General features: G+C 73.2%; 16 protein-coding genes. 6 read left to right on the top strand and 10 right to left on the bottom strand.

What is annotated here, in order from left to right:
• Positions 1-11: 11 nt before the first annotated feature.
• Positions 12-827 carry a cytochrome c biogenesis protein ResB gene (locus tag ABZ444_RS11630; RefSeq protein ID WP_357994956.1) on the top strand — a complete coding sequence of 272 codons (816 nt, stop codon included), beginning with the start codon at positions 12-14 and terminating at the stop codon, positions 825-827.
• 10 nt (positions 828-837) lie between these two features.
• On the opposite strand, the gene ABZ444_RS11625 is transcribed toward ABZ444_RS11630, so the two are convergent.
• From ABZ444_RS11625 to ABZ444_RS11610, 4 genes are read right to left on the bottom strand one after another with little or no spacing between them, the layout of a single operon-like run.
• The gene (locus tag ABZ444_RS11625) at positions 838-1116 is read right to left on the bottom strand and encodes a hypothetical protein (protein WP_357994882.1); all 279 of its coding nucleotides are present in this window, start codon (positions 1114-1116) and stop codon (positions 838-840) included.
• Positions 1117-1126: 10 nt separating this feature from the next.
• Entirely contained in the window at positions 1127-3280 is a 2154-nt protein-coding gene (locus tag ABZ444_RS11620; protein ID WP_357994881.1) for a hypothetical protein, read from the bottom strand.
• The gene (locus ABZ444_RS11615; RefSeq protein WP_357994880.1) at positions 3277-4857 is read right to left on the bottom strand and encodes a peroxidase family protein; all 1581 of its coding nucleotides are present in this window, start codon (positions 4855-4857) and stop codon (positions 3277-3279) included. The genes ABZ444_RS11620 and ABZ444_RS11615 overlap by 4 nt, the downstream gene beginning before the upstream one ends.
• A 2-nt stretch (positions 4858-4859) precedes the next feature.
• Positions 4860-6152, bottom strand: a complete 1293-nt coding sequence (locus ABZ444_RS11610) for a cytochrome P450 (RefSeq protein ID WP_357994879.1) — start codon at positions 6150-6152, stop codon at positions 4860-4862.
• 216 nt (positions 6153-6368) lie between these two features.
• On the opposite strand from ABZ444_RS11610, the gene ABZ444_RS11605 reads away from it, so the two are divergent.
• Positions 6369-7319 (top strand): acyl-CoA desaturase, encoded by a 951-nt coding sequence (locus tag ABZ444_RS11605; RefSeq protein ID WP_357994878.1) that lies wholly within the window; start codon positions 6369-6371, stop codon positions 7317-7319.
• Positions 7320-7729: 410 nt separating this feature from the next.
• Here ABZ444_RS11605 and ABZ444_RS11600 read toward each other — a convergent pair whose 3' ends face one another.
• The 5 genes from ABZ444_RS11600 to ABZ444_RS11580 are packed head-to-tail and all read right to left on the bottom strand — an operon-like array spanning position 7730 to position 14286.
• Positions 7730-10351 (bottom strand): family 78 glycoside hydrolase catalytic domain, encoded by a 2622-nt coding sequence (locus tag ABZ444_RS11600; RefSeq protein WP_357994877.1) that lies wholly within the window; start codon positions 10349-10351, stop codon positions 7730-7732.
• Positions 10348-11337, bottom strand: coding sequence for a serine hydrolase domain-containing protein (locus tag ABZ444_RS11595; protein WP_357994876.1), 990 nt, complete (start codon positions 11335-11337; stop codon positions 10348-10350). Before ABZ444_RS11595 ends, ABZ444_RS11600 begins: the two co-directional genes overlap by 4 nt.
• The gene (locus ABZ444_RS11590; RefSeq protein WP_357978752.1) at positions 11334-12152 is read right to left on the bottom strand and encodes a carbohydrate ABC transporter permease; all 819 of its coding nucleotides are present in this window, start codon (positions 12150-12152) and stop codon (positions 11334-11336) included. Before ABZ444_RS11590 ends, ABZ444_RS11595 begins: the two co-directional genes overlap by 4 nt.
• A complete protein-coding gene (locus ABZ444_RS11585; protein ID WP_357994875.1) occupies positions 12149-12997 on the bottom strand; it encodes a sugar ABC transporter permease in 849 nt (282 codons plus the stop codon). Before ABZ444_RS11585 ends, ABZ444_RS11590 begins: the two co-directional genes overlap by 4 nt.
• Positions 12997-14286, bottom strand: a complete 1290-nt coding sequence (locus ABZ444_RS11580; RefSeq protein WP_357994874.1) for an ABC transporter substrate-binding protein — start codon at positions 14284-14286, stop codon at positions 12997-12999. The genes ABZ444_RS11585 and ABZ444_RS11580 overlap by 1 nt, the downstream gene beginning before the upstream one ends.
• A 156-nt stretch (positions 14287-14442) precedes the next feature.
• Here ABZ444_RS11580 and ABZ444_RS11575 point away from each other — a divergent pair, with 156 nt between their 5' ends.
• The 3 genes from ABZ444_RS11575 (at position 14443) to ABZ444_RS11565 (ending at position 19000) form a co-directional block, all read left to right on the top strand.
• Complete coding sequence (locus tag ABZ444_RS11575) at positions 14443-15453, top strand: LacI family DNA-binding transcriptional regulator (RefSeq protein ID WP_357994873.1); 1011 nt, start codon at positions 14443-14445, stop codon at positions 15451-15453.
• A 71-nt stretch (positions 15454-15524) separates the two neighbouring features.
• Positions 15525-17105 (top strand): hypothetical protein, encoded by a 1581-nt coding sequence (locus ABZ444_RS11570; protein ID WP_357994872.1) that lies wholly within the window; start codon positions 15525-15527, stop codon positions 17103-17105.
• Positions 17106-17107: 2 nt separating this feature from the next.
• Positions 17108-19000: a hypothetical protein gene (locus tag ABZ444_RS11565; protein WP_357994871.1), complete on the top strand. Its 1893-nt coding sequence runs from the start codon at positions 17108-17110 to the stop codon at positions 18998-19000.
• On the opposite strand, the gene ABZ444_RS11560 is transcribed toward ABZ444_RS11565, so the two are convergent.
• Positions 18970-19656 (bottom strand): TetR/AcrR family transcriptional regulator, encoded by a 687-nt coding sequence (locus tag ABZ444_RS11560; RefSeq protein WP_357994870.1) that lies wholly within the window; start codon positions 19654-19656, stop codon positions 18970-18972. The two genes, ABZ444_RS11565 and ABZ444_RS11560, sit on opposite strands and share 31 nt — an antisense overlap.
• Positions 19657-19722: 66 nt before the next feature.
• Between ABZ444_RS11560 and ABZ444_RS11555 the strand changes: the two genes are divergently transcribed.
• Entirely contained in the window at positions 19723-20580 is an 858-nt protein-coding gene (locus ABZ444_RS11555; RefSeq protein ID WP_357994869.1) for an alpha/beta hydrolase, read from the top strand.
• Positions 20581-20589: the final 9 nt, after the last annotated feature.

The following is a 20589-nucleotide window of genomic DNA, read 5'->3' as shown; positions in this document are numbered from 1 at the left end:
CCCACGCCGTCCTGCTGGTCGAGGGCAACGGCTTCGCCAACACCGTCTCGGCCTTCGACCGCTTCCTGCCGGGGCCGTGGGTCAGCGCCGAGTCGCTGGAGCCGTTCACGCTGACCCTGCGGCAGTTCCAGGCGACCTACATCGCCCAGGGCGGCAGACGCGGGCAGCCGGTCGACTTCGAGGGGGCGATGACCGTCTCCGACGTCCCCGGCCGGCCGGACCGCAGGGTGACGCTCAAGGTGAACGAGCCCGTCGAGGTGAACGGCACCCAGACCTACCTGCTCGGCAACGGCTACGCCCCCGTCTTCCGCGTCACCGACGGCACGGGGCAGGTCGCCTTCGACGGGCCGGTGCCGTGCCTGGTGGAGCAGGTGTCCACGCTCGCCTCGGGCTGCGTCGTCAAGGTGCCGGACGCCCGGCCCACCCAGCTGGTCTTCGCGGCCGCCGCCACGCTCGGCGTCACCCTCGCGGTCAGCGTGCGACGCCGCCGGGTGTGGTGGCGCGGCGAGGAGGTGGCCGGTCTGGCCCGGACGAACCGGGCCGCCTTCGCCGCCGAGTTCGACGGCCTGGTCAAGGAGCTCGGCGCCACCAAGACGCAGGCGTTCTCCATATCCTGGGCAACCAGCCCGGAAAGAGGTGTCCCTGTGTACGAGATCGTGGCCGCTCTCGCGCCCCCCGTCGTGGTCGGCGGAGCCTTCATCGCCGGCGTCGTCCACCTGGTACGGGCCGAAGGACGGGCCAAGGCCGCCGAAGGCCGGGCCGCGCGGGAGCGGGCGGCGGCCCCGCCCGATCCGGGACGGCAGCCGGAGCCGCGCGCGGACGGCTGACACCGCGCCGCTACCGGCCGGGCTCGTCGCAACCGGGCCGCATGTGCTCGGCGCCCGCCTTGGCCGCATAGCGGAGCAGGTGGCGGGCGGACGCCTCCAGGTCGGCGGCGGCGGTCACGCACGCCGCCAGATGGGCGGTCACCGCCGCGCGCAACCAGGCAGGCGTCCCGTCGCCCGCCTTCAGACCTGCCTCGACGGCACGCAGACGCTCGGCGCAGGCGGCGAGGGCGCGGGCGTCCGCGCGCAGGACTTCGGCGTGCGCGGCGATCGCGGCGATCCGGGCGGGCATGGCTCCTCCGTCAGCCCGTCGGCACCGGGACGGCGGCGTCCCGGAGCGTCCGGCGGGTGGTGGCCGACAGGCACAGCAGCGGGCGGGCGCCGTCGAGGCCCAGCTCGCGCAGCCGCTCGGCCAGCGGGTGGGCCGACCGCGGCTCGACGGCCAGCCGCAGCGACGGCGCCGCGTGCAGCCGGGCCCGCCCGCGGGCGCGGACGCGGGAGCGCAGCACCGCGCCGGCCTCACGGGCATAGCCGACCAGGCCGGGATCGTTCAGCGGCAGGCCGGGACCGAGCCGCCCGCGCAGGGTGAGGATCCGGTCGGCGGCGAGGTGCGCGGACCGCGCGCCGAGCCGCAGCTCCAGAGCCGTCAGGTACGTCTCGCCGCCCCACAGCCGCGTGCCCAGGGCCTGGACGACCGCGCTGTCGACCGCCGAGCCGACGAGGAAACCGCCGCAGCGGCGCACGTCCGCGGCCCGCAGCAGGCCGGGAAGACGGGAGCCCCACCACGGCGGGCCGGACTCCGGCGACCGGAACGGACCCGGCACCACGACACCCACCTGCAGCTCCGCGTAATCGCCCACGCCGGTGTGCCGGTTCCGGGCGGCGTGCACGACGACCAGCGCCCGCCCCGCCACCCGTACGACGGGACCGAGCCCGGTGCCCGCCAGCAGCCCGGCCACCGCCGCCGGGCTGGTGGCGAAGCAGGCCGTGAGCGCCTCGCCGTCGCGGCACCGGATCGGCAGCTCGACGGCCCCCTCGGACCCGTCCACGGCATGGACTGGCTCGGCCGGGAAGGGCAACCGCTCCGGCGCGGGCGGACGGTCGAACAGCAGGTACGCCTGGGAACGCACGACCCGCCCCCGGTACGGGGCGAGCCGCCGCTCGATGAGGTCGCGGGCCTCGGGCAGGTCGTCGGTGAGGTTGGCGAGGTAGCGCTCGATGCTGTGGCATTGCGGGAACATGTGCGTGGAATCGCTGTAGTCCACCACGTACCAGTCGGGGTGCGGGTCGAAGCAGGTGCCGGCGCCCTGCCCGTCGAGGGTGGGGATGATGTCGTGCTGGTTGGTGACGCTGGCCACCCAGGTGCGCGGGTCGGCGGGGCGTTTGAAGTCGACGGGCGAGCCGACGGCGACGGCGTGCGTGACCGTGTGCCGGGCGCAGAAGGCGGGGTCCTGGGCCAGGTTCATGATCGCCGCCCCGCCCGCGCTGTGCCCGACGAGCGCCAGTTCGGCGCCCTGCGGCGGCCCGTAGTCGGCGACGGCCTGGGCCAGGGCGCGGCTGTAGGGGCTGGCGGCCAGGACGGCGCTGCTGAACGCGCCGAGCAGGTCCTGGGGCGACTCGCCGTCGGGACGCCCGACGCGCATGCCCGGCGCGTGCAGGACGTGGCGGAGCACGCCGTCCGGCCCCTCGACGCTCTGGAGGAGGGCCCGCCCGGTGGTGCCGATCGTGCTGATGTTGGCCAGGAAGCCGAGCAGCGACCCGCGTGCGCACAGCCGGGCCGACTCGGCCGCGGTCAGCTCGACCCGGCGCGCGGCGCCCTCCCCGACGTCGAGGGCGGCGATCGCCCTGTTGCTCACGCCGAAGAGCGGATCGGCGGTGGCGAAACCCCGTCCCGTCGCGATGAGCCAGGCGGCGGCGTCGTTGAGCGGGTTCTCGTCCAGCAGCGCGCGCAGCGCCAGGACCTCGCCGAAGACCGGCGCGAGCTGGCTGAGCGCGCGCACCGCGCCACGGTCCTTGAGCAGGGCGCGCAGGGCCCGGACGGCCTCCACGTCGCGGTCGGCGGCGGCCGCCTCGATGAGCCGGGCGAGCATGGGATCCTCGGTCAGCTCGGGATGGGCGACCGCCACCGCCGCCACGCGCAACCGCAACGACGTGGCCAGCACCCGTACGGCCAGGCTCTCGGCCCCCAGCATGGCGCCGGCCTTGGCGGCCGCGGTCGCCAGCCGGCCCCCGGTGAACGAGTAACCCAGGCCCCGGCCGTTCGTGGTGGCCCGCAGCAGCGCGCGGTAGGCGGGCCGGGCCGCCGAGGGAGCGCGCGGCACGGCGCGCAGCAGCGCGTCGTCGGTCAGCGCGGCCGTGGCGTGCGACGCGGCGCCGTGGATGCTGACCGCGATGTCCACCAGCTCCCGGGCCAGGGCGCGCAGGGGCCCGGCGGCCGGATCGTCGTCGCCGGTCATGGCCGGGCCCGCCGGGACATGCTGACGAATCGGGGGGCCGGGTCCTCGGGCGTGTTGCGGCGCAGCACGTCCGACAGCGTGCGCGTGGCCGCGATGATGCGAAGGCCCTGGGGGGAGAACGTGGCGGCGTTGAAGATCCGCGGCGCCAGCAGCGGGTTGGTGAGCGCCTGGGAGAAGGCGTCGATGGCGATGATCTTGGTCAGCAGTGGCGGCAGGATCGCGTCGGGGGAGCCGGGCTCCTCGGCGAACAGCCCGACGTACAGGTCGACGTCGTCCACGTCGCGGTAGAGGTCGCGCAGCGCGCCGCTGACCCGCCGGTCGCCGGTGATCTGCTCGAAGGCGCGCACCCGGGGGAAGCGGCAGTGCTCGCGGTAGCCGTTGTACGGGGCCAGGCCGAGCACCCGGGAGTCGGCGAGGCTGGCCACGTCGATCTCGCGCAGCACGGGGTCGGTGTTGAACAGGCCGATGCGGCCGGCGCGCTGGCGGGAGGCGTCCTCGAACAGCCGCCCGAGACCGGGGCCGGGGATCAGCGAGCCGGCGAAGAAGGTCTCGGCCATCGGCAGCTCCCGCCCGGCCACCGACAGGCGGGACGGGACCAGGCTGTGCCACCGGTAGACGAGGTTGAACTCCACGGAGGCCCAGTTCTGCCGGTGCCAGGCCGCGCGGTCGAGCCGCGTGGACAACCACGGGTCGAGGGCGAACCGGAAGTGGTAGGGGGTGATGTGGTTGATGTACTCCTCGACGACCAGTTTGATCAGCAGCACGACGAGGATGTTGCGGGCGGTCTGGAACAGCCGTTCGTCGTCCCAGCGCGGATTCTCCCGGGCCAGCAGCCGCGCCACCCTGTTGTGCTCGCGCAGGAACAGCACCGTGAGCATGGTGAAGCCGATCTGGCCGTTGCCCCGGTCGCTGCCGGTGGCGAACAGCGTGTCGCGCCGGGCGTCGGAGAGCTGGTCGAAGCGGATGACGCGCAGCGGGGCGAACTCCGGCTTGATCTTGCCGTTCGCGCACAGGTAGGGCGGGAACTCGCCGCCGCCGACCGACTGGCTCTTGAGCAGCCCGCCGTCGAACGCGCGCAGCGCGGCCGTCGCCGCCTCGTCGAGGCCGTACACCTGGTTGAGGTCGATGTGGTGGTTGGAGCTGTTCTTGCGCGGGTCGCGCGGGACGTTGACGTCGCCGCGCAGGAAGCCGTCGGTGAACCACTGGGCGAAGTACGCGAAGAGCACCGTGGAACGCGGGCACGGGATCATGGACTCGCCGCGGACGAACAGGCCGGCGGCGCTCTCCGGCGTGGGCAGCCGCCCTTCGGCGACGGTGACCGGAGGCAGGTGCCTGCCGCTGTAGGTGCGGTCGGTCAGCGAGGCCCACGAGGTGTAGTCGGCCATGGTGCTCAGCGGCTCGGGGCGCGGCGGCATCTCGCGGATCGCGTGGTCGATCAGCGAGGCATTGATCCGGCGCCGCACCGGGCGGCTGCTCTGCAGCAGGTCCCAGAGGGGCCGGCCGTGCGTCAGGGCCAGGAACCTGAGCCGGTTGGACAGGCCGTCCGTGGCGATGCTGCGTGCTCGGCTCGCCGCCATCGTCAGCCTTCCCGCGCGCCGGTGCCGAGCCCGAGGGCGAAGGTGTCGGGGAAGACCCCGAGTGACCGCTCCACCCGGCCCTCCGGCGGCGGCAGCAGCCGTACGCCCGGACGCAGCAGCAGGCGGCGTACGGTCTCGGCGATCACCACATCGGCCACGTGCACGCCGAGGCAGGCGTGATGACCGGAGCCGAAGAACAGCTGATGGTGACGGGGGCGGTCGAGGCGGAACTCGCCGGGCTCCGGCACCACGGCCGCGTCGAACATGGCGGAGGCCGGCGCCGCGAGCACGAACGTGCCCGCCGGGATCACCGTGCTGCGCGGTGTGCCGGCGGCCAGCACGTGGTCGCGCTCGCACAGCCGGGGAAGCAGCTTGAAGAACGGGCTGAACCGCAGCGCCTCCCAGACGTACGGGTCGAAGCGCTCGGGGTCCCCGGCGACGGCCGTCGCCTCCGCCAGCACCCGCGGGCGCAGCAGGAGCTGCTCGACCGCCTCGACCATGGCCCCCGGCGCGCTCTCCACGAAACCCAGCGGCAGCCCGGCCATGTTGATCACGATGCGGTCGTCGGCCACGGCGGGCGGGGACGTCCGGACCAGACGGGCGAAGACGTCGTCGGGAAGGTCCCGGCCGGCGCGCAGCGTGGCCCGGTGCTCGGCGAGCAGGGCACGCAGGTGCCCGACCAGCTCGGCGCCCGCCTTGACGGACGCCGCCTGGAGCTCGGGGTCGCCGAGGAAGTTGGCGAAGCCGTCGGCGACGATCGCCCGCGTCCAGCGGCCCAGGGTCAGCGGGTCGGGGCCGGGAACGCCGAAGTACCGCGCGCACACGCCGAGGGCGACAGGGCGGAACAGCCCTTCGACCGCCTCCAGGCGCCCGCCGGGCCCGGCGGCGTCGAGCAGCTCGTCGGCCAGGCGGCCGGTCAGCTCGCGCACGCCGGCCGCGTCCTCCGGGGCGAGCATGAGCTGCATCAGGCCCTTCTCCCGCCAGTTCATCGGCGTGGCGTCCCGGCCCAGCATGAACGGGCCGCCCAGCGCGGCGTCGAGGCGGGGACCGAAGGCGCGGACGGAGAAGACCTGCTCGTGGGCGAGCACCTCGGTCACGTCGGCGAAGCGCGTCACGACCGTGAAGGCGGGGGTGACGAAGACCGGACGCCGCTCGCGCAGCTCGGCGAACAGACTCCGCCAGTCGGTCCGCATCCACTCCCGGACCAGGCCGAACGCCGCTATCGGGTCTTTTGCCAGCGCCTGGTGGTACCTCTCCAGATAGCCGCCCGTGGTCGCCTGATCGACAGCACCCATTCCGTGGACCTTCCGCCTGATATCGGAGCGCACAGGGATGATCACTTTGCGCAATCACAATCTAGGGAGGCGTCGCAGCCTTTCTTCATGACAATCGAGTGCATTGTTTGGTGCCTCACGGTAATGACTCCGTCACTGTCAGGACATTGCCGCAGTCCATGGGCCTGGTCATTGAATAAGGAGCCTGATCGACCTGTACCGCTCATGGGAGGAAACGTGACGTCACCCCTGCCGCAGCCGGGCACGGCGGAGACGGTGACGGTCACCACCGGCCGCCGCACCGCCTATCTGGTCGTCCTGGTCGTCCTGCCCGTGGTGCTGCTGGCCCTCGCGGTGCCGGCGGCCTGGGGGTGGGGCATCGGCCCGCGCGACCTGGCCATCGCGGTCGTGATGTACCTGGTGAGCATCTTCGGCATCGCCATCGGCTACCACCGCCTGTTCACCCACCGCGCCTTCAGGGCCAGCCGGGCGCTGCGGATCGCGCTCATGCTGGCCGGCGGCATGGCCGTCGAGGGCCCCCTCACCCTGTGGGCCGCCGAGCACCGCCGCCACCACAAGTACGCCGACCGCGAGGGCGACCCGCACTCGCCGTGGCGCTACGGCGACGGCGGCCCGGCCCTGCTGCGCGGCATGCTGCACGCCCACATCGGCTGGTTCTACACGGCCCGTCAGCGCTCCAGCCGCCGGCACTGGGTGCCCGACCTGCTGGCCGACCCGGACGTGCGCCGTTTCGACGCCGCCTACCCGGCGGTCGTGCTGCTGTCGCTCGTGCTGCCGGCCGCCGCCGGCGGGCTCTGGTCGATGTCGTGGGCGGGCGCGTGGAGCGGGCTCCTGTGGGGCGGCCTGGTCCGCTACGCCGTCGTGCACCACGTCACGTGGTCGGTGAACTCGATCGCGCACACCTTCGGCGACCGCCCGTTCCGCACCAGGGACCGTTCGTCCAACGTGTGGTGGGTGGCGATGCTGACGCTCGGCGAAGGCTGGCACAACTGGCACCACGTCGACCCCACCTGCGCCCGGCACGGCGTGCTCAAGGGCCAGCTCGACCCCAGCGCGCGGCTGATCCGCTGGTTCGAGCGGGCGGGCTGGGCCCACGCCGTGCGCTGGCCGGCCCCCGACCGCCTCACCGCCCGCCGCGCCGAGCGCGTCCCCGACTCCTCGCGCTGACACGGGCGGCCGGGATACCGCGACGCGCCGGAGAGGACGGTCATGGAGATCACGCCGCAGGCGGTCGTCATCCCGAAGGAGACCGGCCACCTGGAGCAGGGCAAGTACGGGCCCGTCTTCCCGCGCGGCCCCGCGTGTCACGGCTTCACCATCATCGCCGGGGTCAAGCCCGGCCGGGCCGACGCCATGCGGGGCTACGGCGACACGCTCGCCGAGGCGCTGCGGGACGACGCCGGCCTGCTGGCCCCCCTGAAACTGCACTACCTGCGCCGGGTCCGCTGCGCTTCCAGCAGGGCATCGCGGGCGGCAGTTCGAGTTCGTCCAGACCGAGTGGCTGAACGACGGCGTCTTCTTCGGCGCGGGCCCGGCCAGGGGCCCTGCGCCGGCTCGGCGACCTCGCCGGCTGACGTTCACCGGCCCAGGTCGTCCCACTCCTGGAGCAGGTGGGACGTGGCGGCGGCGGGGGCGGTGAACGACCAGCGGCCCGGCGGCAGGTCGAGGGCGCAGCCCCCGTCGGCCAGCCTGGTGGTCGGCAGCTGCTCGTTCAGGCCCATGAGGAAGGTGCCGTTGACGGTCATCCCGTCCCAGGCGCCGCGTACCGGCAGCACCGCGCGGGCGGTCACGCCCTCCGGGACGGCGAAGGTGAACTGCACCCCGTCGGGCCCGGCCCGCCAGCCCGACTCGACGGCCCCCGACGCGCTCGCGTAACGGGCGTGCGCCTGGCGCAGCAGCGGGACGGGACCCGGACGCAGCAGCAGCTCGCCGAACCCGCCACCCGTCCCGCGCGGGTCGTCGCCCAGACCGGCGACGTGCCGGAACAGCCAGTCGCCCACGCAGCCGTAGGCGTAGTGGTTGAAGGAGTTCATGGCCGGCGTCTGCAGGCCGTGCCGGTGGTGCCAGGCGTCCCAGCGTTCCCACATGGTCGTCGCCCCGGCGCGGAGCTGGTAGCGCCACGACGGGTAGCCCTCCTGGTTGAAGATCCGGCACGCCAGGTCGTGGTGGCCGGTCTCCGACAACACGGGCAGCAGCAGGGGGGTGCCGACGAAGCCCGTCATGAGCCGGTGCCCGTCGGCGCGGACCAGGTCGGCCAGCGCCCGTGCCGACGCGGCGCGGTCCTCCGGCCGGACGAGATCCCAGGCCAGGGCGACGGCGTAGCCGGTCTGCGTCTCGGTGCGCAGCCTCGGGCCGTCGAGGAAGGCCCGCCGGAAGGCGTCCGACACGCGGGCGGCGGCCTCGTCGTACTCGGGAGCGTGCGGCTCGCCGAGCACGGCGGCCGTGTGCGCGATCAGGCGGAGGCTGCGGGCCAGGGCGGCGGTGGCGATGAGGCTCCTGGGCGTCTCCACCGTGCCGGGGGCCAGCCAGTCGCCCAGCGCCCGGCCCGGTCTGAGGCCGTCGTCGGACTGCGCCAGGCAGTAGCCGGCCCACCGCCGCATCGGGTCGTAGGCGCGGCGCAACGTGCGGTCGTCACCGTAGCGCCGCCACAGCAGCCACGGCACCTCGACCAGCGCGTCGGACCAGACGGGGGAGTCGTAGCCGTACTCGGGCAGCACCGGCGCGACGTGCGGGACCGCGCCGTCGGCCCGCTGCCCGTCGATCAGCGTCGTCACCCAGCCGGACAGGAACGCCTGCGTGTGCCGCAGGAAGCTGAGCGTCGAGCCGAACACCGAGATGTCGGCCGTCCAGCCGGTCCGCTCGTCGCGCTGCGGGCAGTCGGTCGGCACGCTCACCAGGTTGCCGTCCGCCGACGCGCCGATGTTGGCGACGAGCTGCCGTACGGCGGGATCGCTCACGGTCAGCGAGCCGGTGACGGCGAGCGCCGAGGACAGCAGCACCGCCTCCAGGTCGTCCGGCGTCAGCGCGCCCGGCCGGCCGGTGACCTCCGCGTAGCGGAACCCGTGCAGGGTGAACGCGGGCTCCACGACGTGTGATCCGGGGCCGAGGACGAACTCGTCACGCTGGTCCGCGGTGCGCAGGTTGTCGGTGTAGAGCCGCCCGGTCGCGGTCAGCTCCTCCCCGTGCCGTACGACGATCCGCACGGGCCCCGGCGCGTCCACGCGCAGCCGGACGCGCCCGACGACGTTCCGCCCGAAGTCGGCCACCTGGACGCCCGGCGCGGGCTCGGTCACCGACACGGCGGGGACCGTGCCGATCACCCGGACCGGGGGAGCGGGGTCGGCCTCCACCAGGATCTCCGGCGCGGCGGTCGTCCCGGCCGGTCCGGTCCCCTCGGAAGGAGCCTGGACGGTCTCGCCCATCACCAGGTCGGCGCGCGGGCGGCCGAGGTCCCGCCGGGTCCAGGACGCGTCCGTGGCGAACACCCGGCGCGGGCCGTCGTCGTCCCGCACGAGCACCTGGGCGCTGGCCGCGGGCCGGTCACCGTAGCGGCGCGGGCCGCCGCCGGCGACGTGACCGGCGTACCAGCCGGGAGCCAGCCACAACTCCAGCTCGTTCTCGCCGGGCACCAGCAGTTCCGTGAGCTCCAGCAGCCGGTAGCGCGTCCGGTGGCCGTAGTCGGTCCAGCCGGGGGCCAGCTCCTCCTCGCCCAGCCGCGCGCCGTTGAGCAGCGCCCGGTAGACGCCGAGCGCGGTGGCGGCCAGCCAGGCGCGTCCCGGAGCGGGACGCCAGGTGAACGACCCGCGCAGGCTCACCGCCGCCCTTGGATCGCCCGGCAGCCAGGGCGCGTCCCATGCGCCGCGCGCCCGCAGGCCCGTGGTGAACGCGCCCGCCGCCTGCCCCGCCACCTCCCACGTGTACGGGGTCAGCGGGGCCAGCAGCTCGTCCGGCACGTCCACGCCGTGCGAACCGGCGGGCACGGAGGACCGCCACACCTCGCGCCCGTCCGCGGACACCACCACGGTGGCCGCCGCGGTCGTCCGGGCGTCCCACGACAGGCGGGGCGACGGCTCGTCCACGCCCACCGGATCCGCCAGACCGCACGTCAGGCCCGCCCGCGCACCGGCCGGGACCGGCCGGATGTAGGGCGTCTGCGCGCCCGAGACCTGCACGTCGAGCACCCCCGAGTCCCGGTTCACGCATCGAGCCCGGTGGTGAAGGCGTTGTGCAGGCCGTCGACGTCGACGCCGGACAGGCTCGGCGCCATCACGTTGATCAGCAGCACGAAGCACGCGTCCTGCTCCGGGTACATCCACCACTGGCAGCCCGACGCGCCGCCGTGGCCGTACAGCCGGCGTTCCAGCAGCCCGGGGGCCGAGTGGCGCAGGTTCCAGGTGAGCCCCCAGTCCTGCCCGGCGTTGACCGGGTCGGGCTGCAGCTTGACCAGGCCCGTCGTCTGCGGGGTCGTCATGGCGGCCAGGGTGGTCGGGTGGACCAGCGCGCGGTCCCCGCGCAGCAGCGCCCCGCCCAGCGCCAGCAGGTCCTCCGCGCGGGAGAACAGCGCGCCCGCCGGGTGGCGGAGGCGGACGAACGCGTCGAAGTCGAAGCCGGGCCCGAGCAGTTCGAGGCCGTGCACCTCGGCCGCCTCGCACGCCGGGTCGAACGTGATCCGCCCGCCGCCCGGCACCAGCGTGTTCAGGTCGGAGTCGACCAGCTCGGCCACGTCGCGGCCGGTGACGTCGCGGACCATCTCCGCGATCCCGGCGAAGGCCAGGTTGGAGTAGTGGCTGAGGGTGCCCGCCTCGAACAACGACGGCGCGGTGACGAGGTGCTCCACCAGGTCGTCGGGCGTCAGCGTCTGCTCGGCGATGCCGCCGGTGTGGGTCAGCAGGTGCCAGAGCGTCACGTCGGGCCGGGGGAAGTTCGGCAGCACGTCCCGCAGCGGGCGGCGCAGCGACAACAGCCCGCGTTCGACCTGGCGCAGGGCCAGCAGGCCCATCAGCGGCTTGGTCACCGAGAACAGCGCGAAGTGGTCGTCGGTCCTGGTCCCGCGGCCGTCGTGGGTGCCGAACGCCTCCAGCACCTGGATCCCGTCGGAGGTCGCGGCGCCGAACACCGCGCACGGCAGCCGCCCCTCCTTGATCTCGCGCCTGACCCAGTCGAGCGCGATGTCGTGCGTGGTCATCCCTTCAGTGCACCTTCCGTGAGGCCGGCCAGGACGCGCTTCTGCGCGACGGCGTACACCGCCACCAGGGGCAGTGTGGTGAGCAGGACGTGGGCGAAGACGAGGTTCCAGTTCAGGCTCTGCAGGGTGCCGGAGGCGAACTGGAACAGGCTCAGCGGCAGCGTGGCGTTCGCGCTGCCCTGGAGCAGGAAGAGGGCGAAGAAGAAGTCGTTCCAGACGTTGATGATCAGGATCACGCCGCCGACGAACAGCACCGGCCGCAGCAGCGGCAGCAGGATGCGCACGAACACCTGCGGACGCGAGGCGCCGTCGATGGCGGCGGCCTGCTCCAGGTCGGGCGGGAACGCCCGGACGAACCCGGTGGCCAGGAAGATCACGACGCCCAGGCGGCAGCCGGTCATCGTCAGCACGTAGCCGAGCGAGCCGCCGTCCAGCGACAGGGCGCGCAGCAGGTAGACGGTCGGGATGATGGACGGCGGCAGCAGGATCGACAGCCCCATCACGAAGTAGGCCGCCTGCAGCCACCGCGACCGGCTGCGCCCGAACGCCCACGCCGCCGCCGCGCCGAGCAGCACCACCGCGATCACGATCGGCACGGTCACCTTGAGGCTGTTGAGCAGCCCCGTCAGGTAGCCGCCCCGGTCGAGCACGATGCCGTAGTTCTCGGCGATCGCCCACGTCCTGGGCAGGCCGAGGCCCAGCTCGGCGGCCTCGCCCGCGGGCTTGAAGGAGTTGACGACCACGAGCCAGACGGGCACGAGCACCCACGGGACCGCGAAGAGCGTCAGCGCCGCGTACTTGAGCGCCGCTCTCATCCCGTCACCTCCCTGCGCCGCAGCCACCACACCAGGGGCACGGCGGTCGCGATCACCAGCAGCGTCACGGTGAAGCCCAGCGCGCTGGCCGAGCCGAAGAAGCCCTGTCCCCATTGCTGGCGCATCACCACGTTCAGGGCGCGCGTGTGGTCGCCGGGGCCGCCGCCGGTGGTGGCGGCGATCACGTCGTACGCGCTGAGCGCGCCCACCAGCGTGACCGCCACGTTGAAGGTCAGCGCCGGGGCGAGCATCGGGAACACCACCCGGCGCAGCCGGGTCCACGGGCCGGCGCCGTCCACGGTCGCCGACTCCAGCAGCGACTTGGGGATGGAGTTGAGGCCCGCGATGTAGACGAGGGTGATCAGCCCGCTCCACTTCCACGCGTCGATGAACGCGACCACCACCAGCGCGGTGGCCGGTTCGCCCAGCCACGCCCACTCGATGCCGAGGAAGGAGTTGATCGCCCCGTCGGGGGCCAGCAGCCCGCGCCAGATGTACCCGGCGGCCAGCGGCGAGATGAGCGTCGGCAGGAAGAACGCCGAGCGGAAGACGGTGTTGATCCCGCTGGTCCGCTGGAGGGCCAGGGCCAGCGAGAGGCTGACCGTGTTCTGGATCGCCATGCACAGGATCGCGTACAGCACGGTCACGGTGACCGCGTTGGCCAGCAGGTCCTGGTCGATCAGCGTGCGGACGTTCTCCAGCCCGTTCCAGGTGATCTCGGCCCGGAAGCTCGTCCAGGAGGAGAACGCGAAGCGCACGTTGAGCAGGAACGGGGCGACGAAGAAGACCGTGACCAGCACGATCGCGGGCAGCGCCCACGGCAGCCAGGCCGCCCTGTTCCGCATCACCATCCGGGCAGCCCTGCCGCCTTGGCCGCCTGCTCGACCTGGCCCTGGAGCTGGGTCGCCGCCTTCTGCGGGTCCTTCTGCCCGGCGATCAGCTCGGACATGAGCTGGGCCAGCCCACCCATGCCGGGGATGTCGGAGTTGAAGGCGATGACGGCGCCGGTGTCGTACGCCTTCTTGACGTCCTGCAGCACGGAGGAGACGCCCTGCGGATCGGGCACGTCCTTGAGCACCGGGAAGGTCTTGGACGCGGCGATGTACTCGGCGTAGGCCGGGCCGGTCATGAAGCGCACGAAGTCGAGCGCGGCCTTCTCGCGCGCCGTGTCACCGGTCTTGGGCAGGTAGAACGTGCCGATCGGACCGGGCGCGTAGGTCACCACCGGCTTGTCGCTGGACAGGCCGACGAAGCCGACGGACTCGTCCACGGTCTTCTGGTCGCCGCCGGCGGCCGCGAGCAGCGCCGGGAGCATGTCGGAGTGCTGGGCGACCATGGCGGCCTCCCCGGTCACCAGGGCCTTCATCGAGTCCTCGAACTTGGCGGTGACGATGTCCTTGTTGAAGCAGCCGTCGGCCTTCAGCTTGGCGTAGGCGGCCAGCCCGGCGACGAAGGGCGAGCCGGGGTCGGCCAGCGTGCTGCTGTGGCCGGCGATGGCCTTGCCGTAGGCGTTGGCCTGGTTGGCGCCGGCCAGGTAGAGGATGGGCAGGATCTGCACGGGCCAGATCGAGCCGCCCGACTCGAAGACCGGCGTGACGCCGGCGGCCTTGAGCTTGGGGCAGGCGGCGGCCAGCTCGGTGAAGTTCGCCGGCGGGGTCAGCCCGGCCTTGGTGAAGACCTTCTTGTTGTAGTAGAGGCCGAAGACCTGGGGGAAGCCGGTGATGGCGGCGTAGACCTTGCCGCCCACGGCCCCGGCGGCCTGGTAGAGGTCGCCGGACCTGGCGATGTACGCCTCGCCGGTCAGGTCGCGCAGGTTCTCGGCCGGGTTGAGGGCGAGCAGGCCGCTCACCGTCGCGTGGTACTCCAGGACGTCCGGGCGCTCGCCGGTGGCCCATTTGGTCTGGGTGGTGTCCTCGAAGCCGTCGGACGGGATGGACACGAGCTCGATCTTGTGGCCGGACTGCTTCTCGAACTTCTTGTACATCTCCAGCAGCGGCGCCGGGTCCGCGCTGTTGTGCCAGAGGGTCAGCTTCACCTGACCGGTCCCCTCCGGGGCGGCGGACCCGCAGCCGGAGAGGGACAGGGCGAGGACGGCGCCTATCGCCGCGCCGAGCGGACGAGTTGGTGCTCTCACGCTCGTGCTCCTGTTCATGTGGGGGAGAATGTGTAGAACGTTCTACGGCAAGATCGAAACCTCCGTCAAGGGGTGGACCTGAGGAGTGGTAGGGGGCTAGCCTCTGCTTCCAGCAAAGTGTGTAGTTCGTTCTACGAGAATCCAGAAGGACGGCGTGTGACGAGCGGACGGGTGACGATCGCCGATGTGGCCAGGCGGGCCGGGGTCTCCACGGCCGCCGTGTCGAAGGTGGTACGCGGGGCGTACGGCGTGAGCGCGGAGATGCAGGCCAAGGTGCGGCAGGCCATCGACGAGCTGGGCTACCGCCCGCACGCCGCGGCCCGCGCCCTGCGCGGACGCACCTACACCCTCGGCGTCATGCTCTCCGACACCCGCAACCCGTTCTTCCCCGACATCATCGAGGGCATCACCGGCCGGCTGGGTGACACCGAGTACCAGGTGCTGCTCGGGCCCGGCGGCATCGAGCCCAAGACGCAGGCCAGGATGACCGACGCCATGATCGACCGGAGCATGGACGGGCTCATCCTGATCTCGCCGGTCATGACGGACGCCGAACTCGCCGCCATCGCGACGGCCGTCCCGGTCGTCGTGGTGGGCCGGCACGGCGGCGCCGCGGACCACGACGCGGTCGTCGACGACGACGTGATGGGGGCCCGGCTCGTGGTCGACCACCTGGTCGGGCTCGGGCACACCCGCATCGCGCACATCACCCATCTGGAGCGGGCCCGCGCCCAGGGACTGCCGCACATGGTGCGCGCCGAAGGCTACCGCCAGGCGATGCGCGCCCACGGGCTCGCCGACGACGTGCTGGCCACCTCCTTCACCGAGGAGGGCGGCTTCGAGGGCGCGCGGGAACTGCTCGCCCGCGACGACCGGCCCACCGCGATCTTCGCCGGGGCCGACATCGCGGCGCTCGGCGTCCTGCGCGCCGCCGACGAGGCCGGCCTGTCGGTGCCGGAGGACCTCTCCGTCGCCGGGTACGACAACATCGGCATCGCCTCGCTCAAGCGCATCTCGCTCACCAGCGTCGACCAGGACGGACGGGTGATCGGGGCGACCGCCGCGCGCCTGCTCGTCGAGCGCATCGAGGGGCGCACTAGGTCGGTGGCGTCGTCGGTGTCGCCCACGCTGATCGTCCGCGGAACCACCGGACCGCCCCGACTCTGAGAACCGTCCCGCGCACTCGGGGGACGGTCGCGGGCCATGCATTGAAACGATTCGATGGAAGGACCCCCCACGTGAGACGACTCGCTCTCCTCGCCCTTCTCCTCCCGCTGGTCGCGCCCGCGCAACCGGCCCTGGCCCAGGCGTCCGCCACGGCCTGCCCGGTCCGGGTGGACCCGGCCGCGTTCGCCTCCGAGGCCCGCCTGAGCGCCCTGGCCACGAAGCAGGGAACGTTCGGGCCCAGGCCGACCGGCTCGGCCGCGCACGCCGGCTACGTCGACTGGCTGGAGGAGGAGATGGCGGCCATCCCCGGCCTCCAGCTCTCCTCCCTGCCCTACACCATCGACCGCTGGGACAACCTCGGCACCGGGCTGACCGTCGGCGGCACGTCCGTACAGGTCGCCGCCCCCGTGCCGTTCTCCTCCTCCACCGGCGCGGGCGGCGTCTCGGCGCCGCTCGTCCACCTGGCCGCGGGGACGAACATCACCGCCGCCAACGCCGCCGGGAAGATCGTCGTCCGGGACCTGCCCTGGACCAGCGTGCCCAACCTGCTGTTCTATCCGCCCACCCTCGGCTACTCCATGTACGACCCGGGCATGACGATCAACCTGCTCGGCTCGGAGTCGATGGAGGCCCCGGCCGCGGCCGACGCCGACCTCAAGGCGGCCGCCGCCGCGGGCGCGCTGGGCGTGATCGAGGTCAGCCAGCTCCCGCACGCCCAGATCAAGGACATGTACGCGCCCTACGAGGGCCTGCCGTACGGCGTGCCCGGCGCGTACGTCGGCGCCGACCAGGGCAAGCAGATCAAGGACGCGCTGGCCGCCGGGCAGCCGGTCCAGGCGTCGCTGAAGGTGAACGCGGCCTGGACGCCGACGCCGACCCGCACCCTGCTCGCCACGCTGCCCGGCGGGAGCGCCCAGAAGATCGTGGTGGAGAGCCACACCGACGGCATGAGCCCGGTGTGGGACAACGGCCCGCTCACCATGATCGAGATGGCCCGTTACCTGTCGTCGCTGCCGGTGGAGTGCCGTCCGCGGACCGTGCAGTTCGCGTTCGTGACCGGCCACCTCTACCAGCACCTGACCGGTCCCGACGTCCGCGAGGGCGGCGCCGGTCAGCTCGCCGCCCAGCTCGACGCCGAGTACGACCAGGGCAAGGTCTCCTCCGTCGTCGTGCTCGAACACCTCGGCGCCAGGCGCTACGACGCGGTCGCCAGGCCGAACGGCCTGCCGGGCAAGCAGCTCGTCGCCAGCCCCACTCTTACCGAGCTGCTGTGGGTCCCCGTCAGCGAGAGCACGCCGCTGCGCGAGCTCGTCAAGGGCCACATCGAGTACTGGGACGTGCGGCGCACCGCCGTGCTCAAGGGCCTGTCGGCGGCCGACCTCGCCACCGTGCCGCGCCACTGCAGCTTCGGCGGCGAGGGCACGCCGTACAACCAGCACCTGCTGCCCGTCATCGCGCCCATCGCCGCGCCCAAGACGTTGTTCTCGCCGCAGTTCGGCGCCGAGGCGATCGACCTGCCGGTGATGCGCAAGGCGTCGCTCGCCTTCACCGACGTCGTGCTCGACCTCGGCCCGATGGCCCAGTCGGCCGTCGCGGGCGACGTGACGACCATGCGCCAGCAGCGCGCCGCCGGCACGCCGGGGTGTGCGTGAGCATGGACAGAAGGGCACTCGTGCGCCGGCACAACATCGCCGACGCCGGGTGCCCGCTGACCGTCGGCAACGGCGAGTTCGCCTTCACCGCCGACGCCACCGGGCTCCAGACGTTCGCGCCGCTCGGCACGCAGGCGCAGTGGGGCTGGCACACGATGCCCAACCCCAAGGGCCACGTGCTGGCCGACGCGCTCACCGACTACGACGGCGTCGGCTATCCCGACCTCTATCCGGCCACCGAGGCGGGCGGCTGGCTGCACGTGAACCCGCACCGCCTGCATCTCGGCCGGATCGGCCTGGACGCCGGTGAGGGCGATCCGATCGGCCGGTCGGCGCAGACCCTCGACCTGTGGACCGGCACGCTGTCCAGCTCCTTCGAGCTGGGCGGCCGGCCGCACGAGGTGGAGACGGTCTGTCATCCCGAGCGCGACCTGCTGGCCGTACGCGTCGTGGGCGGCACGGGCATCAGGATCGCCTTCCCCTACGCCAGCGACGGCTGGCACACCACCGCCGACTGGGACAGCCCCGACCGGCACACCACCACGTGCACGCGGCGCGGCTCGCGCTGCGACTTCACCCGCGTCCTGGACCAGGACGGTTACCATGTGGCCGCCGAGTGGACGGGGCCGGCGCGGTTCACCTCGCCCGCCCCCCACGTGTACCTGATCCAGGGCGAGGAGCTGGAGCTCGTCGTCGAGTTCGCCCGGCACCCCGTCGGCGCCGCCCTGCCGTCCTTCTCCCAGGTCCGTACGGCCGCCGCCGCCCACTGGGAGCGGTTCTGGACGCGCGGCGGCGCGGTCAGCTTCGAGGGCAGCGCCGACCCGCGCGCGCCCGAGCTCGAACGCCGGGTCGTGCTCTCGCAGTACCTCACCGCGGTCAACTGCGCCGGCACCACCCCGCCGCAGGAGACCGGGCTGGCCGTCAACTCCTGGAGCGGCAAGTTCCACCTGGAGATGCACTGGTGGCACGCCGCCCACTTCGCCCTGTGGGGCCGGCCGGAGCTGCTGGAGCGGAGCCTGCCGTGGTACCGCTCGATCCTGCCGCGGGCCAGGGCCACGGCCGCGCGGCAGGGGTTCCGCGGCGCCCGCTGGCCCAAGCAGGTGGGGCCGGAGGGCAGGGAGAGCCCCAGCGAGATCGGCGCCTTCATCGTCTGGCAGCAGCCGCACCTGATCCACTTCGCCGAGCTGCTCCGCCGGATCCGCCCGGAGGCGCTGGAGGAGTACCGGGACCTGGTGTTCGAGACGGCCGAGTTCATGGCATCCTTCGCGGCCGGCGGGCACCTGGGGCCGCCGCTGGTGCCGGCGCAGGAGTCCTACCACGAGTCCAGGAGGTCGGTGCGCGATCCCGCGTTCGAGCTGGCCTACTGGTGGTGGGGGCTGTCGACGGCCCAGCGGTGGCGGGGCCTGCTCGGCCTCGATCCCGACCCGGAGTGGGCGCGGGTGCTGGACGGCCTGGCCCGTCCGCTGGTGCGCGACGGCGTGTACGCGGCCATCGGCGTGGAGCCGTACACGGTCAGGACCGACCATCCCTCGATGACCGGCGCGCTCGGGTTCGTGCCGCCCACCCCGCTGATCGACCCCGAGACCATGCGGGCCACCCTGCACGACGTGCTCGCCGACTGGGACTGGGACAGCGCCTGGGGCTGGGACTTCCCGATGCTCGCCATGTGCGCGGCCCGGCTCGGCGAGCCCGGCACCGCCGTCGACGCGCTGCTGATGGACGCCCCGAAGAACACCTACCTGCCCAGCGGCCACAACCACCAGTGGCCCGGCCTGCTGCCCCTCTACCTGCCGGGCAACGGCGGCCTGCTGGCCGCCGTCGCCCACATGGCGGCATCGGGCTGCTTCCCCGAGGGCTGGCGGGTTCAGGCGGAAGGGGTGGTCCCGATGCCGTGATCGGGGCCGGCGAGCAGGGCGACCGTGTAGTGGTAGAGGTCGCCCGCCGACGACGTCAGCGTGGCCGCGCGGCCCGCGCGCACCTCCGAGGCGATGAACTCGGTGGTGCCGTAGACGATCAGCCGGGGGATCGCGGCGCGCAGCGGCGGCAGCGAGGGGTCCTCCAGCCTGGCCCGGGCGGCCAGCGCCGCCAGCATGTCCAGGAAGGGCCGGTAGGCGCTGTCGCGCTGCTCGACGGCCCGCTCGCCCGCCCTCGGCAACTCCACGAAGTACGCCTGCGCGTACTCCGGGCGCTCCTGCCACCACCGCAGGTAGGCGGCAAGGCCCAGCCGCAGCGCCGCGCGCCAGCGGTCGCCCGCCCCCGACGCGGCCGCGCGGATCGAGTCGATCATCTCGGGCAGGTCGCGCTCGCATCCGGCGAGGAAGCACGCCTCCTTGTCGGTGAACTGGGCGTAGAAGGCGTTGCGCGAGACCCGCGCGGCGGCGATCACGTCCGGCACGCTCGTGGCGGCGTAGCCGCGCCTGGCGACGAGCCGCAGCATGGCCTCCACGAGGCGGTCGCGCTGCGACTCGCGCACCGTGTCGGGGGAGAGCCCGTGCCGCCCCCGGGGAAGCGGCCGGGCCGCCGGAACTTCCTTCTGTTCATCTCTTGACATCGCTCACCGATCGTACTTCCCTCTCTTAGGAGACGTTCACGTCTCCAAATATCCCACGAGGTGACCATGGAGAACTTCACTCGTCGGCAGGCGTTGCGGGCAGGGGCGCTCGGCCTCATGTCGGCCGGATTCCTGTCGTCGGCCACCGCGGCCGACGCCGCCTCCACCATCGAGACCATCTACAAGGCGACGGGTCCGTGGCCGGTCGCCACCGGCACCTCGGGCGGCCACCGGCTCTACTACCCCTCGAACCTCGGCGCGGGCGGCGTCACCCACCCGATCGTCACGTGGGGCAACGGCTCGTGGGCCACCCCCGACAACTATCCGGGGCTGCTCAACCACCTGGCCTCCTGGGGCTTCGCGGTGGTCGCCTCCACCGACACCACCACGGGCACCGGCGCCGAGATCCTCGCCGCCGCCCAGCACCTCGCCGGTCTCGGCGCGGACCCCGCCAGCGTCTTCCACGGCAAGCTGAACACCGCCCAGGTCGGCGCCGTCGGCCACTCCCAGGGCGCGGGCGGGGTCGTCAACGCGGCCAACCACTCCGCCGGGCTGATCAAGACCGTCGTGCCGATCGCCGTGCCCGCGCAGTGGATGGCGAGCCCGGGGGACGAGTTCTCCGTCGCCGCCCTGACCTGCCCGGTGCTCTTCCTCAGCGGCGCGGACGACTGGCTGATCTCCTCGGCCGCGACCGTGCAGGGCTACTACGACCAGGCCACCGCCGGAGCGGGCCGGGCGCTGCTCAAGGGCGCGGGACACAACGACATCCAGAACACCGGCGGGGCCTCCCTCGGCTACGTGACCGCCTGGCTGAGGTACCGGCTCCAGGCCGACGCCCAGGCCCGCGGGGCGTTCGCCGGCAGCGCCCCCGAGCTCCCCACCAACACCGCCTGGCAGAACCAGGCGCTCAAGAACCTCACCTAGGAGAACCAC

Source organism: Nonomuraea sp. NPDC005730 (assembly GCF_040630865.1).
In the GTDB taxonomy this organism is placed as follows: Bacteria; Actinomycetota; Actinomycetes; order Streptosporangiales; family Streptosporangiaceae; genus Nonomuraea.
The sequence above is the reverse complement of the archived record's forward strand: the minus strand, read 5'-3'. Positions and strand labels throughout refer to the sequence as shown.

Bases quoted from the DNA above. Each gene is read 5' to 3' on its own strand.
- ABZ444_RS11625 (WP_357994882.1), bottom strand. From the start codon at position 1,116: ATGCCCGCCCGGATCGCCGCGATCGCCGCGCACGCCGAAGTCCTGCGC.
- ABZ444_RS11620 (WP_357994881.1), bottom strand. From the start codon at position 3,280: ATGACCGGCGACGACGATCCGGCCGCCGGGCCCCTGCGCGCCCTGGCC.
- ABZ444_RS11615 (WP_357994880.1), bottom strand. From the start codon at position 4,857: ATGGCGGCGAGCCGAGCACGCAGCATCGCCACGGACGGCCTGTCCAAC.
- ABZ444_RS11610 (WP_357994879.1), bottom strand. From the start codon at position 6,152: ATGGGTGCTGTCGATCAGGCGACCACGGGCGGCTATCTGGAGAGGTAC.
- ABZ444_RS11595 (WP_357994876.1), bottom strand. From the start codon at position 11,337: ATGACCACGCACGACATCGCGCTCGACTGGGTCAGGCGCGAGATCAAG.
- ABZ444_RS11590 (WP_357978752.1), bottom strand. From the start codon at position 12,152: ATGAGAGCGGCGCTCAAGTACGCGGCGCTGACGCTCTTCGCGGTCCCG.
- ABZ444_RS11585 (WP_357994875.1), bottom strand. From the start codon at position 12,997: ATGCGGAACAGGGCGGCCTGGCTGCCGTGGGCGCTGCCCGCGATCGTG.
- ABZ444_RS11565 (WP_357994871.1), top strand. From the start codon at position 17,108: ATGGACAGAAGGGCACTCGTGCGCCGGCACAACATCGCCGACGCCGGG.
- ABZ444_RS11560 (WP_357994870.1), bottom strand. From the start codon at position 19,656: ATGTCAAGAGATGAACAGAAGGAAGTTCCGGCGGCCCGGCCGCTTCCC.
- ABZ444_RS11555 (WP_357994869.1), top strand. From the start codon at position 19,723: ATGGAGAACTTCACTCGTCGGCAGGCGTTGCGGGCAGGGGCGCTCGGC.